The 15,488-nt window shown below is 40.8% G+C and carries 12 protein-coding genes; 7 read left to right on the top strand and 5 right to left on the bottom strand.

From position 1 onward, the window contains the following. Positions 1–38: 38 nt before the first annotated feature. From CHB92_RS17120 to CHB92_RS17130, 3 genes are all read right to left on the bottom strand, one after another. Positions 39–1,394: a redoxin domain-containing protein gene (locus tag CHB92_RS17120; RefSeq protein WP_089320463.1), complete on the bottom strand. Its 1,356-nt coding sequence runs from the start codon at positions 1,392–1,394 to the stop codon at positions 39–41. After that, entirely contained in the window at positions 1,391–1,681 is a 291-nt protein-coding gene (locus CHB92_RS17125) for a hypothetical protein (RefSeq protein WP_089320464.1), read from the bottom strand. Before CHB92_RS17125 ends, CHB92_RS17120 begins: the two co-directional genes overlap by 4 nt. Before the next feature lie 233 nt (positions 1,682–1,914). Next, on the bottom strand, positions 1,915–2,166 hold the full coding sequence (locus CHB92_RS17130; protein WP_089320465.1) for a hypothetical protein: 252 nt from the start codon (positions 2,164–2,166) through the stop codon (positions 1,915–1,917). 208 nt (positions 2,167–2,374) lie between these two features. Here CHB92_RS17130 and CHB92_RS26310 point away from each other — a divergent pair, with 208 nt between their 5' ends. From CHB92_RS26310 to CHB92_RS17160, 6 genes are all read left to right on the top strand, one after another. After that, positions 2,375–2,503 carry a hypothetical protein gene (locus CHB92_RS26310; RefSeq protein WP_258179091.1) on the top strand — a complete coding sequence of 43 codons (129 nt, stop codon included), beginning with the start codon at positions 2,375–2,377 and terminating at the stop codon, positions 2,501–2,503. A 268-nt stretch (positions 2,504–2,771) separates the two neighbouring features. Beyond that, the gene (locus tag CHB92_RS17140; protein WP_089320467.1) at positions 2,772–3,248 is read left to right on the top strand and encodes a helix-turn-helix domain-containing protein; all 477 of its coding nucleotides are present in this window, start codon (positions 2,772–2,774) and stop codon (positions 3,246–3,248) included. A gap of 155 nt (positions 3,249–3,403) precedes the next feature. Then, entirely contained in the window at positions 3,404–5,755 is a 2,352-nt protein-coding gene (locus CHB92_RS17145; protein ID WP_089320468.1) for a sensor histidine kinase, read from the top strand. A 2-nt stretch (positions 5,756–5,757) separates the two neighbouring features. Further along, on the top strand, positions 5,758–6,861 hold the full coding sequence (locus CHB92_RS17150) for a hypothetical protein (RefSeq protein WP_089320469.1): 1,104 nt from the start codon (positions 5,758–5,760) through the stop codon (positions 6,859–6,861). Between the two features lie 19 nt (positions 6,862–6,880). Further along, positions 6,881–7,660: a hypothetical protein gene (locus CHB92_RS17155; protein WP_089320470.1), complete on the top strand. Its 780-nt coding sequence runs from the start codon at positions 6,881–6,883 to the stop codon at positions 7,658–7,660. Between the two features lie 9 nt (positions 7,661–7,669). Then, positions 7,670–9,607: an Eco57I restriction-modification methylase domain-containing protein gene (locus CHB92_RS17160; protein WP_089320471.1), complete on the top strand. Its 1,938-nt coding sequence runs from the start codon at positions 7,670–7,672 to the stop codon at positions 9,605–9,607. Between the two features lie 165 nt (positions 9,608–9,772). Here the strand turns inward: CHB92_RS17160 and CHB92_RS17165 are convergent, their stop codons facing one another. Both CHB92_RS17165 and CHB92_RS17170 read right to left on the bottom strand, forming a co-directional pair. Beyond that, positions 9,773–12,970, bottom strand: a complete 3,198-nt coding sequence (locus tag CHB92_RS17165; protein ID WP_089320472.1) for a P-loop NTPase fold protein — start codon at positions 12,968–12,970, stop codon at positions 9,773–9,775. Positions 12,971–13,012: 42 nt separating this feature from the next. Beyond that, entirely contained in the window at positions 13,013–14,287 is a 1,275-nt protein-coding gene (locus CHB92_RS17170; RefSeq protein WP_179223087.1) for a PDDEXK-like family protein, read from the bottom strand. A 616-nt stretch (positions 14,288–14,903) separates the two neighbouring features. Between CHB92_RS17170 and CHB92_RS17175 the strand changes: the two genes are divergently transcribed. Continuing rightward, positions 14,904–15,488 (top strand): hypothetical protein, encoded by a 585-nt coding sequence (locus CHB92_RS17175; RefSeq protein ID WP_089320474.1) that lies wholly within the window; start codon positions 14,904–14,906, stop codon positions 15,486–15,488.

The following is a 15,488-nucleotide window of genomic DNA, read 5'->3' on the forward strand; positions in this document are numbered from 1 at the left end:
TAAATGTGAAAGGGAGAGAGGTATGTGTATAGCTGGTCCTACTGGGGCGGCGTGTCCTGCCTGTCGCGGATCACCAGCACATAAATGTTTCGCTGCTCCTCCACCAGCTCCAGGTTATAGCGCTGCAACTCCCTCCGCAGGGCTGGCAGGTCCGCCAGGTCAGAGCTGATGTCCAGGTCCACCGGGTCGGAGTACCCTGTCTCATCCAGCACTGGGTAGGAAATGCCCTCCTCACTGAGCAGTTGGTTGACCAGGAAGGAAAGCGGGGCGTTGCGCATGCGCTTAGGTCCCGGCTGATAGAGTGTGCTTATCTGTGGCCCGCCTTTGGTTTTGATCTTCCGGGGGCTGCCCGATAGCTTCAAAACCAGGCAGGTAAGGGGACGCTTTTCTATGGTCCCATGGAAGCCGGAGTACTGGTTAAGGTCTGACAGCATGCGCCCGTACATGCCTTCTGCCTCAGATACTGGGCCGATCTGGTCGTAGCTGTAGAGGTGCTGACGTTTCCACTCCGCGTGGCTGAGGTCTGACTTTTCGGGTAGCAGGGCGGCAAGGTTCCGGGCTTCCAGTACCAGGCGGTTCTGATTGTAGGAGGGTATTTGGTGCAGGGCCACCGTTTCATAAAGGTCCAGCAGGGGCTTGTTTGTCATCACCCTGCCTACCACGGTGTCCCCTTTCTTCCGGAGCCTGGTGCCGCTTGGTAAACCGTCTATCTTTCCCTTGAGTAATACAGAGAAATGGACGAGGTTACCGGCAGGAAGGTCACGATCTGCGAAAAGAGGGCTTTGTAGACTAATGTCCTTCTTTACAGGAACGGACAGAGTGCCTGTCTTTAGGGCCTGGCGGACATTCTCGGGAGTGACGTGGTACTCGCTGGTAATGGCCATTACCTTACCGCCGGGTGAGATCCATACCACGTGTGGTACCAGGTGGTAGGGGAAGAGTTCGGACAGGTGAGTGTCCTCCACCGCGGTTGGAAGCCACCGGGAGGTCTTACCTTCTTTTTCCCGGCTCTTGTAATAGGCCTGCACCTTCGCCCTGTCTTCTTTGGACACCAGCAGTACCTGCAACTGGTCCCCAAACCGGTTTTGCAGGTCCTCCAGCCTGGGAATCGACCCTCTGGAGGTGCTGCACCAGGTGGCCCAGAAGTTGAGCAGCAGCAACTTTCCTTTAAAGTCTGAAAGCCTGGCGGTAGGGGCAGGGTGGTTAAGAAGATGTGGTATGTTGACATCAGGCAGGCTCTGCCCGAGGAAGAGGCCCTCTTCGTTTACCAGCCTGTCCTGGGCGCTTGCTACAGACAGGATGAAGCCTGGCAGCAGTTGTAGCAGCAGAGCCAGTAAGAGGAAAATAATGGGCAAAAGAAGCCCTGGGAGGCATTTTTTTAATGTTATGGTCATGGTTTCGAGTTAAGTGAGGGTTGCACAATGGCGGAGACTGCACAGCTAGAAGGCGCTAACTTGTCTTGTAGCTGGTATATGGCTGAAACAACCTCTTCCAGGCTCTCATGAAAGGCTATGAGTTTGTTCGTATGCTGAGGCTGGAGCTCGCGCAAGCTACCGTTTACCGCCAGCATGAACAGGTGCCAGAGAGATCGCTGGGCCTCGTCTTCGCTGTAAGCTTTATAGAATTGGCCTAGTACCTGGACCGGGTCTTTGGTAACAGGAGCAATAGGTTTTTGCGACATAGTGTAAATAGGTTTGATGGTAAAATTTGGGCAAAAGGGTTCCTGGCAACACAAAACCAGTTTTGAGCTGCAGGAAGGGGAAAAGGCACAAAGGTGTCCGCTAGGCACGTGTAAGCTGTGTTGCCGTGTGGCGGGAAGGGGAATGTTTATCTCACTCGGGAGGTGATATAAGCAGGGTCCAGTCCTGGGGATGATGCTCTGCTAGAGAGGATAGTATTATCATGGCAGGTAATCTAAACCAGGCTGCGGTCTTTGCGGGTAAAGTAGAAAACGTTGATGAGCTGCTCCAGCTTATTGTAGAAGGCTACCAGCTGGTCCAGCCGAGCATTGTTCTGTTCCCTGAAAGCATCCATAAGTACAGGATGTAGCCACACCCAGAGGTCGTCCAGGGCTTCATCACGGTTAGGGGCGGTGCAGAAATCAGCAACTACCTCCTCGGGGGTGGTAAGTAGCTTTTGGTTTTGGTCGAACTTGATTGTTTCCATTTGTGTGTTAGGGTTTTATGAATTTTAGGCAACAGGATTTCTATCGGCACTTTTTGGCAGGAAGATAGCCGTTTAGCTGCCGTGTCAGAAGGGTGTCCGCCATGGTGTGAGCCGCAACCAGACTAGGGGCAGAAAAGAGGAGGGAGGTTCAGTCTGGCGGCTTGATGAGGAGAGCCCAAGTTAGGGCAGTGGTGAAATACATTGCTACATGAGAAAAGAACTGAAGGCAACCTGCTTTTATAGTAGCAAAGTCTTTGCGGAGTTGTACTTCGGAGAAAGAGCCAGGAGACAAGCGCGCAAGTACGACTACCGATCGGAAATTTTTGAGCACTTCTAAGCGATTATACTTGTATCTCATGACTGTTTTGTATTGGGAGCCTTGGCACAGGCAGGGTATTGCTGGTTACCAAGTAGTTGTATTTTACTTTATAGGAGGAGCATAAAAACACTCCAATTTGTGTTTCAGGCAATAAGCTAATTCAGCTATTTTTTGTACCTTCACGAAGATATCACTATCACAACTTAAGATATAATAAAAGTGCTGGTAATTAACCACTTAGTAGTGGTATGTTACCACTTGCAAAACATCATAACATTGAGAAGCCATGTTTACAGCCACTGATGAAAAACCAAAAAGGACTCAGCACCTGGGCAGGAAAGTACAGCGTGTGCGCGAGATTATAGGCATGAAGCAAACGGCTTTGGCTGATGTTACGGGCATGAGCCAGCAGAACATCTCCAAGCTGGAGCAGAGCGAAAGCATGCCGGAAGAAACGCTGGAGAAACTGGCGAAAGGTTTAGGCGTGACGGCTGATTTTATCAAAAGCTTTGATGAGGAGAAGGCTGTTTATAATATTCAGACGAATATGACTTTTAATGACCAAGCTGCAAACAATGGTCATCAGAATTATCAAGCAACATATAACAACAATAACAACCCACTTGAAAAGGTCGCTGAGCTTTTCGAGAAGCTTTTGCAAAGTGAGCGCGAGAAGGTTGAGCTGCTTACCAATGCTAATAAGGCGATACAGGATTTGGTGAAGCAGATAAATGAGTTGAGGGGTGACAAATTCAATAACTAAAAGGTAATTGTTAATATTACTTAATATATTGTTTTTTTTTTAAAAGCAGAGAAAGCCAGTTAGTTTCGCTAATTGGCTTTCTCTGTTTTGTAAACCAAGTGCTAAAGTCCTGAATAATTTAGACTTTTGGCATCCCTTATATTTTCAACTTCTTTATGAAAACGGAAGAGCAACTAAGAAAAGAGCTAACATTAACTCTTGAAAATGAGCCCAACAACTATTCTAAAATTATGCAACTGTCAGCTGATTTAGCTTCTCATGATAAGAGTAACGTTAGGTTTTCTGTAGATGCTGGAATTGTAGATAGATTAGGAAGAGAATTGGTTGGGAAGAAAGAGACTGCTGTCGCTGAATTAGTAAAAAATGCCTATGATGCAGATGCTAAGACGGTAAATCTAATATTTTCCAACACGGATAAGGAGGGTGGAACGCTTACTATCATTGATGATGGTATAGGTATGACAAAAGAGGAGTTGGTAAAAGGATTTATGAAAATATCATCTACTGATAAAGTTCATAATCCAAAGTCACCAGTTTATAAGAGAAGCAGAGCAGGCCGGAAAGGTATAGGAAGGTTTTCTGTGCAGAGGCTTGGTGAAAAATTTACTATTGTTACTCAGAAAGCTGATTCCGATAAGGGATTGAAGGTGATGATTGATTGGAATGATTATTCTGGTGATAAAGATTTGTTCTCCATTAGTAACAGCATACAAGTTATTGATAAAAAAGAAAAACAGGGTACGACTTTAATTATTGATGATCTGAGGGATAAATGGACTAGGCTAAGTATCGAAAGAGTATATCGGTACGTCTCAGATTTGATACAGCCTTTTCCTCTCTCGAAGGAAAAAGCAACTGAAGATGAAGAAAGAGTTAGATATCTAAAGGATCCTGGATTTAAGGCAAGCTTCTTTAAAGAAGAGGGCTCAGATAGGCATGTGATTGCTGATGATAAAAGCATGATTTTAGACTATGCTGTTGGTATATTCAAAGGGAGTGTCAGTAATAAAGGAGAAAGCTACATCAACATAATAAGTGAAAGGCTAGACATTAATGAAACAGTTCGATTAGGTGCTTCAAAAGATAAACCAGACGAAAAGTACAACAGCCTGAAAAATGTTGACTTTGAAGCTTATTATTTTATCAATGCACCTGAATTTATTCCGAACCAGCAAAAAGCAAGCTTAAGGGGTATTTCTGCTAAATTTGGAGGAATAAGACTTTACCGAAATGGGTTCAGGGTAATGCCTTATGGAGAAGAATTTGATGACTGGCTAGGGCTTGATGAATCTGAAAAGAGAAGGTCTATCTTGCCACCTCATGGGAACGCAGCTTTTTTTGGTTTTGTGGAGGTAGAAGATCCAGAGGGCTTATATTTTGAAGAAACATCTAGTCGAGAAGGTTTATTAGAAACAGAAAGCTTTGATGAGTTAAGAGACTTTGTTTATCGTGGATTACTTACTGGCGTCATTAGAATTGGAAATGCTAGAGATAGGAAAATCAGAACTGGACAGAAGGATTGGGAGAAAAGATATGAGAAGCCTATTAGAATTTTAAGAACTATAACAGAAGAACTCAAGAAGCAGAATGAAGGTGTAGAAAACAGAACAAAGCTAATTGAGAACTTTTCTGATAAATCGAAGGATGAATTAGTAATAGAATTAGTTAATAGAAGTAAAACATTTGAAAAAACTATTTCATCTTTAGAAGAGGTGATTGTCGAACAAGAAAAGGAAGAAGAAATACAGTTTAAAGAAGTGGGGGTATTAAGAGTTCTAGCTAGTTTAGGCTTGTCTATTGGTATCTTTACTCATGAAATCCGTCATTACTTAGCATCAATTCATGCTTCTGTTAAACTTTTGGCAAAAAAATTCAAAGATGATCCCGTTTATCAAGAGAGAGTAAACAGGCTATACAGTAACGTTCAATCTCTACGTATCTATACTTCTTATTTCGACAAAACGGTATCTGAAAATGTCGCTCGAGAACTTATTCCTCAGGAGGTTCCTGTAGTTGTTGCAAAATTTTTTAAAGTTATTTCATTAGATAAGGATCAATTTGATGTAGAGATACAGGAACCAGAAGTTGAAGGAACCTCTCTTTTTACAATTCCGATGCACTCCTCTGAATGGGCAACTATTCTATATAACCTCTATACAAACTCGTTAAAAGCAATCAAAAGAGCAGGAGGTGAAGGTAAGATTCATTTAAAGATAGGTAGAGAATTAGGAAAAATTTACCTTGAATTTATAGATAATGGTGATGGAATACCTGAAGATAATAGAGATAAAATTTTTGAAGCGTTCTACACAACTTCAACCTCAGTTGGCCATGCAACTGATGAGCAAGACGAGATTCTTGGTACTGGTTTAGGGCTTAAAATAGTTAAAGATATAGTTGAAGCATATAAAGGTGATATTGAGGTAATGGATGCACCTTCTGGGTATAGCACTTGCATAAGAATAGAAATTCCAGAAGCTACAGATAAAGATTTAGAAAAGATATAGCAATGAAATATTTATACTTAGATGACCAAGAGGAGCAGAAGACAGTAGACATTGTAGATTTGTTGTCTGATGAAATTGAAGATTTGCAAGTTGAGCATGTAAAGCCAAAATCGTTTGGCGCAGAGTTGGAAAGGCTTAAAGGCGAGACCTATGATGGTCTCCTTTTGGACTTAAGGTTAGATGAAAAGTCTGAAGCTGAATATCGGGCGTTTTCTTTGGCACAAGAGTTAAGAACAAGGGCTACTGAAAATGAGATTCGGGATGTTCCAATTGTAGTTTGTTCAACTTACCCAAAGCTTAAGTTTTCATATAGCAATGATGCAACAAGTCATGATCTTTTTGATAAGAAATATTTAAAGGATGAGGAGTTGGTTGATAAATCTGAAACTGTAGCATTAGAGCTTTACTCTTTAGCGGTTGGATATATAAAGATTGATCAAATAAAACAGAATCTTAAAGGTGTTGGAGTTCAGCTCAGAAAGTTCTTTTGTTTGCCAGACACAGATATTGATCAATTAGATACTAGATTAATCAAGTTTTTTGGTGAGAGGCAAGACCCTTTACCTGTTCATGAGTATGCTCGTTTTATAATGCGTGAGATGCTAGAAAAGGCGGGGCCATTGGTCGATGAAAAGCTTTTAGCTGCCAGATTAGGTGTTGATACTGATTGCGAAGATTTCACAAAGTTGATTAATAGAGATTTAGAAAAATTTAGGTTTACCGGTCCATTTAGTGAAGGCTGGAAAAGATGGTGGTGGCATCTTGTTGAACAGTGGTGGAACAATTTACCTAATTCACCTGGAAGTCTTGCCTTTTTAAATGCTGCTGACAGGGTAGGGGTTTTAAACGAAGAATTAAGACTTAACTTAAAAGTTGCTAAATCTATTGATAAAGAATACAGTACCAGGTTCTGGTCTGTTTGTAAATTTTATCAACAACCGTTGGATCCTTTTGATGGCTTGTTAACTGAGATGTCTAGGGAGCCTTTTGCATGGCAAGATAGTGAGTACATTTCTATCAAAGCGGCACTAGATCCTAATAGTAAAGCATCGAATATATTTCCACATCCTATAGAAAGGGAAAGGCTTAAAGAGATTAACGGCTAACGAGAATATACTGAAAGTAATGAGTAAGGCTTTTAGAGCACAATATAAGCGTGAGATATCAGAAAGGTTAAGAAAGTTTGGTGAAGAGCTTTATAAGAAAGGAGTAATTAGAGATAAAAAACCATATGAAGAAGCATCTAATCAATGTTTAAAGGGCCCAGTTCCAAGTGTAAAAGGGGTAAACATCGATTATGCGAATTCATGGGGGTATACTTTGAACACAGTGATGTTTACAATGGGACAAGCAAACCAACCAAGGGAAATTAAGCCAAGTGATTCAAGTGTAGATACCATTGCTATAAATGCAGTTGTTATTGGTAATTATACAGAAGATGCTGTAGTTACAGACCCTTTGTCGTATTTGGAGTTTAATATTATTACAAGTGGAAAAGATGCGAACAAGAAAAAGATGGTTTCTAGTTGGCACTTAGATAGAGACCTTGGTAATAGTATTAATACGAATGAAATGCACCCTTTGTACCATTTTCAGTATGGTGGTAGAAATTTGCATTTGCCAAGCGGTAACTTTGAATATGGATCACATCTTGTTTTAGGTACTCCTAGAATCATGCATTTCCCATTAGATGCAATCTTAGGGGTCGACTTTGTCTTATCAAATTTCTTTGGTAGAAAAAGGGAAGGTTTGTGTAAAATGCCTACATATACAAGTCCCGTTGTAGAAGCACAAAAACATTTGTGGCGTCCTTATGCATATGCACTAGCTAATCATTGGAGTGCCAGTTTTAATCCTAATAGTTGTTCTTGGCAGAGTAATACAGTATGTCCTCAATATTTATAAAATTTGTTAATGATTAACAAAGGTATTTTCAAATTATTAACTGAATATTCTGTTCAAACTTTTACAGTTAACAGACTTTTAGTCTCTCTGTTTTTAGAATTAAATAGCTTAACTATCCAGAATAACAAATTTCTTTTCAAATATTTAATAAAACCAGTTGATGAGGAATATGTAGTGCTAACTAAGCTAATTGAATTTGTTCAAAGTAATAGAGGTGCTTTGTCTCTAGAGGATCTTATTGAAATTTTTGAATTTGTAATTTCCCCTGCAGATAAAATCGTTAATGGAGCAGTTTACACTCCTAATTATATTAGAGAGTATATCATAAAGAGTTCCCTCTCATTATCGAAAGTTGCTTTAGAGTCCGTAAGATTGGCTGATATTGCATGTGGATGTGGGGGCTTTTTGTTTGATTCTGCCATAATTTTAAGAAGATTTACATCTTTCACATATAGTGATATATTCAGAAATAATCTATTTGGGGTAGATATTACTTCTTACAGTATTGAAAGAACTAAAATTTTACTTACGTTACTTGCTATCTCTGAAGGAGAGGATGTTGAGGAGTTTGAATTTAATCTTGAAGTTGGGAACTCTCTTAGTTTTAATTGGAAAGAGCAGTTTCCTTCAATAAAGCAAAATGGTGGTTTTGACGTTATTGTTGGCAACCCACCCTATGTAACAGTAAAAAAGGTAGATGAAGAAAGCAGAGCACTTTTAACAAATTGGTCTGTAACAAAAAGTGGTAACACAGATTTATACATAGCTTTTTTTCAGATAGGGTATGAGGCACTTGCTCTAAATGGGGTTCTTGGTTATATAACTGTCAACTCTTTTATCAAGAGCATTAATGGGAGGATGCTTAGGCAGTATTTTGTAAACGAAAGCCCTCTGTTTTACCTTATAGATTTTGGAGGTGAACAACTCTTTCACAAAAGAACAACCTATACCTGTATTTGCTTCTTACAAAGAAGAAAATCTGTGAATCTACACTACATAAAGCGAAGCAGTAAAAGTTTACCAGCTCTAAATGACCAAGATTTTTATAAAATAGCCTATACTTCTTTACATGCCATAGACGGCTGGAACCTTCTCCAGCGCCAAATATTGGCAAACATCAATATAATTGAAAGTACCGGAAAGCCATTAGGCGAGTACCTGATAAGAAATGGTTTTGCAACCTTAGCAAACGATGTTTTTGTCTTTCGCCCCAAAGGAGAAACAGAAACACATTTTATTTTAGAAAATAGACTTGGAGAACGTTTTCCTATTGAAAGAGGTATTTGTGTGACTGGTATCAAACCAAGTATCATTAAAGATGAGTCAGACCTATTATTCTTAGAGGAGCAGGTCATTTTTCCATACCGGAGATATCTACAGCATGGGCTTACGCTGGAAAAGGACCAAGTGCAAGAGTATACGCTAGAGCTGTTCTCTGAAAGATACTTTAGGGCTACCTTTCCTGATGCCTATAATTACTTGGCCAGCAACAGAGAAAGACTATCAAACAGAGATAACGGCAAAGGGGACTATGGAGCCTGGTTCGCTTTTGGTAGAAACCAAGCGCTAGCACTAAGAGGAGCAAAGCTATTGTTCCCGTACATATCAGATAAACCTTATTTTGTTCTTACTGAGAACCAAGACTTGCTCTTCTATAATGGTTATGCGGTAGTATCAAATGATGTGGAAGAGTTAAAATTATTAAAGAAGATATTATCTAGTAATATTTTCTGGTACTACCTTTCTAATATGAGCAAGCCTTATGCTCATAACTACTTTGCTTTAGCGAAGAATCATATCAAAAAGTTTGGGGTATGTCAGCTTGATGAGTATCAAAGAAAAATTTTACTTGAAATAGAGGATAAGAATGAAATTGATAGCTTTCTTTATGGTATTTACGGCGTCGCATTAGGGCAGGAAGAAGTAGTAACCCCGGCGCTTGCCTAGTTATTAAACTTTTAGGTTTCAACCACTTTTATTTAGAGTGCTTGGAACCTTGTAAGTGTCCCTAAAATCGAGACAGTTTAAAAGCAGACAGAAGGGACAGTCTACCTCCTGTCCTCTCTCGAAACCCGATACTTTTGTCCAATCATAGAAACGGAAGGATGTTATTTATAAACTATGGAACGTGAATCTTTTTATGAACAGGTTATGCTGATTAAAGGAGCTGATTGGAGCCTGTTGAAGTGCATTGAAACTCTGTTTATCCGAAAGGAACACATGAAGTTCTTGTTTCAAATCATTTAAGCCTACCACCTTATTTTGGTGGTCACAAAATGCATACAGAGTCTTATCTCGGTTCTCTTCTTGATTAATGAACTGCTCGAAAGGTTGAGAGAGCAGCCTGTACTTTCCAATTGGGAGAGCCAGTAAAAAGAAGATGACCAAAGTCTCCCTTTCCTCATTGTTAAAATCATAAGTAAAGTCTTCGTGTGCCTTGATGATACGAAAGATGTTAACAAAGCGCTTGATAGCTCTCGGGTTGTTCCCGATGATACCTGAAAGGTCCTGCATGAGTTCTATCTCCTTATCCGTTATTACAAGCGCTTCCGGCCGCTCATCCTTGATAGGAACTATCTTGACTTGTGCCGCAACAGGCCCTTCCTTTTCGTCAGTATCAATCTCTGGTTCTCTAGTGGGTGTTGGCGATAGGTTTGCCGGGCTTAAAGAATCCTCTGGGGAAGTTTCAGGGAATGTGGTGACATTAGGCGTAGCTTGAGCAAGCTTCTTCAGCATGTTTTTTACGCTTTGGTCTGAACCATCCTTCAAGTGAAAAGGTATTTGGAATATCTTCTCAAGATAATCAGCTGACTCAATCACTTCTAATCCTTTAAAGGTTTCTTCATTCAAGTTTCCTGTGAACTGAAGACAGTATTTCTTTAGTAAAGCATTCTTTACCCAACGAGGGTCAACGCCCACCACAACAACAAACAAAGGATACGCCATAAGAAGATTGACGGCTTCCAACACCTGTACCACGTTTTCTTCTTGGCATCGGTCCAGGTCATCTATATAAAGAATGATGCGTTCTAATGGCTTTTTGAACTTTTTTCTAAAGTCTTCTGCCTCTTGGTTCTTTTCTGCCTCGTCTGCATGATCTGAGAACAGACCGTTCAGTATCTCGAAGTCTTTTCGTATGGTGGAAACGATACCGAGGTGCTTTTTATAGTCCTCACTGTTGCATCTCTTTTCTATGAAGGAATAGAGGGCTTCAGTAGCGAGTGCGTTGTTGATTTTAAACTCCAGATCGGCTTTTAAAGTGTTAGCCTGTTGTAGCTGTTGATTAATGACTGTCAGTTCGGCTTTATCCCTTTCAATTCTAAGTTTTATAGCTTTTTCTTCTTGCTCAAACTTAGTAATGGCTTCGTTCCTTGTTCTCTCATAAACTTCTTTAACTTGCCAAAAAGATGCAACAACAGGGTGAAGTCTTTGATATGTAAGCTCTGCTTGTTTTATAAAGGCACCTGCAGTAGCAAGTAAAGCTAGGCTTGTAGGTGATAAAGAAAAGTCATAATCAAAGAGGCAATTTACTAAAAATGTTATTAATATAGGTGCAGATATGATTAAACCCATGATTAATAATAACCATAGCAGATTATTGATAAGACTTTCAGCTCTAAAGAACTCTCGAATAAATGTGCGCTTCGACCTCATCTCGGCATATGCTTTTGATGGGTTCTTCCAATAGCTTTTTGGGACTATCTGTTCTACCTGTTCGATGGACTTGATATAACTTTCATTGTGTTCCAAAGAAGCCTTGATGGCGTCTTCTGCATTGTATTGCTCGTCCACCTTCCTAATGGCATTCCAGACACTACTGTTTCTGATCTGCCTAATGTTGGTCTTTAATTCATTTCTTAGCTGCTCTTTTCTATTGCTTAAGCTAGTTATCTGCTCGGTGATTGAGTTCTTCTGATTTTCCAGAGCCGCGATCTCTTCTTTGGCGATCGTCAGTTCGTGATTCAGTTTCCTCTCTACCTCGTTCTTTTCTTTGTCAGAGTTCGTGTTTTCAGAAATATATTCATTCAATCCTTCAAATATTTTGGAGACTAGGCTTGCCCACAGGTTTGCGTCTGTGTAAGACCATGCATTGAAATGTATATGGGCAACGCCTTCGCAATACGTTTTATGATTATGATGTGCAGAAAGCAGGCTGATCTGATCTTTGAGCTTCCGCATGAAAAAGCTTTTGCCAGATCCCCATTTACCCAGTAGAGCAACTGCTAGTGGAGGTTGAAAACTTTTAGCAGCCATTACTCTCGCAAAAGCCATGACGTCCTTGGAAATATCCATGTGATCTTCTCCGGAGTCAGTGTCGCTGATCAGTCCAGCTATGCGTGATGGGGAAGGAGGTGTTAAAAGATGCTCCCACAGCTTCAGGTCAATACGAGAGAAAACCCTTACTGCCTCATCCGTGCTCAAAGAGGTTAAAACACTGTTAGAACTTTTTAGGTCTGTTAGTTCTAGCTTCAGTTTTCGTATCTTCCACTCAATTTTTAAGGAAGGCTCACTTTCTAACTTTTCCGCGACCAGCCCTACTGCCTCTATACGGGTAGTATTTACAGTACTTGTGTTGTCATTAGAAATCAAGAAGATTATGTCTAATTCTCTAACTTTCTCAATCTGATTAACATTTATTAACTCTGTCTCTGCTTTCCTTACTCTTTCTTGCAAGAGTCGGTTGATCTTCGCTTCTCTAGAACTATATGGATTAGCCAAAAAGAATCTACGGTTTGACCGCTTGATTAACTGCCTGACCCTTAATATTTCGTTTAGTCCTTCGTCTCCAATAAGTTTTTCATATATCTTCCTTTTGTTGAGCTTGTCGTACAGTGATTTTCCTTCATTAGAGGGAGGTATAGAAAGTACAAACTCAATATCTTTCCCCAGTAACTTATTAGATATGCTGTTTAGAACTTGCGTAGTGGCATTGTAACTCTCTTCCAATTTCAAACCACCACTTCCTGTACCCATCAGGGGGAGCCAGACTTTTTTACTGCGTAGAATCGAGAGGCTGTTAATGACTGCGTTCTTAAGATTCTTGCTTAAGTCAGCAAGCGTATCTCCTGAGGCAATAGTAACAACCAGTAAGATCGGCTTTAGGCCAGTCTCATGGAGTAATGCATATCCTTTCCCTAGGGATAGGTTTTTTAAAGACGCTGTGTTGTAACCATATTCCGATAACACATAGTGATTTAAATCCCCAGCTGTGCCAAGCATATCAACAGATACGATGGCCATATCTGCCTGTGTTGGGGATGTGCTTGTGCTTACTTTAGCTGTGATGTTAGGTATTGGGATATCAAGCATGTTGCTGGTATCAAAAGGGAAAATTGTTGTCTTGTTTTTAGGCTAGTATGTTGCTCCCGTACTTGCCTGAGCCACATTTTCCACGGGCTTAAGTATCTCCACCAGTTTCTTCATAAGGGCTGCATTCTCCAGAATATATGCCTGGAAGGTTTTGATGATCTGCTCCTGCAGTTCCTCTCTTTCTTGCGTTCCAGGTAAAACAAGCTTCAGAGTACTGATATTGCCAAAGTCTAGATCACCGATCCTGTTTAACTGTAGCCACCATTTAGGATTCTTGGTTTTCTGGTTGAAGAGCTTCAGAAGCTTTGTGTGCACTTGTTGCACTTCTGCTTTTTGATGATTACACCAGATGCCATAGTATAGGCAGTTGCGCATCCAGCTGCTCTTGCCGTTTAGTGGCTCCAGAACGAATTGGACCTGCCACTGAGTGAAGTAACTCCTCTCGTTTACAAACAAAGCAGGATAATTCTTATCCATGTTTTCCTTAAAGTACACATCATACGCCTCCCCCAGTTCTTTTCTCAACTTCTCCGCCACCTCGCTCCAGAACTCTTTTAAAAGGGCGTGTTTAGCATGCTTAAAGTTAGAGGCAATGTAGTATGCGCTCGTCAGGTTCTGGGGGCTGAGCAGTAACGTTTCTCTGATATCCATGTGTAGTTTCTTGTCTGTAGTTTGCCCGGTATAATGTTTCACCAAATCGCTGTATTGTTTAATGGTCTCTCTCAGTACTGGTGCGTCTGAGGATACTTGGTGGCATTCGTCCAACCAGCGTAGTATATCTCGCTTGTACGATATCCTGCTGTAGTGCTTCCCCTCCACAAGGTGGCCCTTGCTGTCTCCACTGGCATCATCTCCTTTTAGAGTCAGGTATAGAATCGTTCCCGGCTTTTCATTAATGTGGTTGTGGTACCGCAGAAGTTGTTTTGGCTGATCACCAGCATAAATCTTGTTCTCGATCAAGATAACCTGCCCCACATTATCTTCCATGTATATATCTATCCGCCCCCCTTGGGTTTGGTCAGGGCTTATGGGGCCAATGAACTTTTCTGCTGTTACTCTGGTATGCCGGCAGTTGAACTCCTTACACTGAGAAGGGGTGACAGTTGCGATAAACTTTTCCAGAAATGCTTCTCCTTTGCAGTGGCTACCTCTTGGGTTAAGTAGTTCTGCCAGTAAAGTAGAGTGTAGGCGAACCTCATCACTCTGCATTTGTAAGATCTTAAAGATGTTGAAGTGGTCTTGGCTATTTTGCTTTAAAACGGCATACCCTTTCAAAATGGCACCTACCTGGTAAAGCAGGGAGTTTATTGTTTCCATAGGAACTTGTTGTAGATGATGGAGGGGCATGTAACAAGCTAAGTGCTTGTTCAGGGCTATTGGTTGGTAAGCAATCTCTTGTCCTGTTAAAAAACGGCTTTCTCTCCGTATAAAAAGTAGTGTTGTGTTTATCGTTTCTAAGATGACATGGCGTGTGTTGTTTTATTCTGTTGTCACTCAGTTTGTTGCCTACAAGATAAGCTAGAGTTAGTATTTGGCAGTAACAGCCTTTTGAGCTTGTCAGGCCCATATGCCTTCTATAAGTATTGCTTATATAATATATATGTGAAGTTAGTTAAAATAACCGACATGATGTAGTATAGAACAACAGAGGATATATTTATCCTTTAGAAAGTAACATCTTTATCAAGTCGTTTAAGATCTTATCAAAGAGTCTGAATGTTGGTGTCGTTAGAAGGCGTGCCTTTGAGGTAGGTTGTAAATTTATTGCAATAGCCAAAATATAAGGAAGTTAACACACGTCCCTTTCTCCAGTTTTCAGGTTGAGGAAAGTGGCCCAAGAGTCAACATTTCTGGCATGTTATAGCTCCTTACCGAACTAAAACAATTTGTTTGTAGTTGAGTATAAGTTAGAGTCAACCTATAAGTTGAATTAATGGAATTAGTCCCTATATTTGCTGACCCAAAACCTAGTATTTTTGCTGTACTGTTCGATGAAGAAGGTGACGAGACTGAGGAAAACGTAGACGAGTTCAGAAAAGCTTTCAGCTTATGGGGAGACGTAGAATACCTGGAGCGCTTTTTTGAGGAGAACCGACTAGACCTGGAGAGTGGGTTTTACGGGAATATGACAGTCAGCGAGGCCGTAGAGGTCACGCTGGAGGAAGCACAGGCATTGGAAGACAAACTTTATGAACTGGCTGAAAACAGGCAGTTTGATGGATCGGATAACCTGGAAGCTATCTTCAGGTCCCTTGACAATAATGACTATAAAACCACTTCCCTTCAGAGAAGTAAAGCATACGGAGGCAGGAGAAAAAGTTGGCTACGCATTTATGCCATTCGGATAGCTCCTAATCTCTTTGTTATCACAGGAGGAGCTATAAAGCTTACGCTCCAAATGGGTGAAAGAGCTCATACCCGGAAAGAATTAATGAAATTAGACAGGGTCAGGTACTTCTTGAAAGAAGAAGGGCTGATTGATGAAAGTGACTTTGAACGCTTAGAACTGGATTTCTAG

Source organism: Pontibacter ummariensis, assembly GCF_900188175.1.
In the GTDB taxonomy this organism is placed as follows: domain Bacteria; phylum Bacteroidota; class Bacteroidia; order Cytophagales; family Hymenobacteraceae; genus Pontibacter; species Pontibacter ummariensis.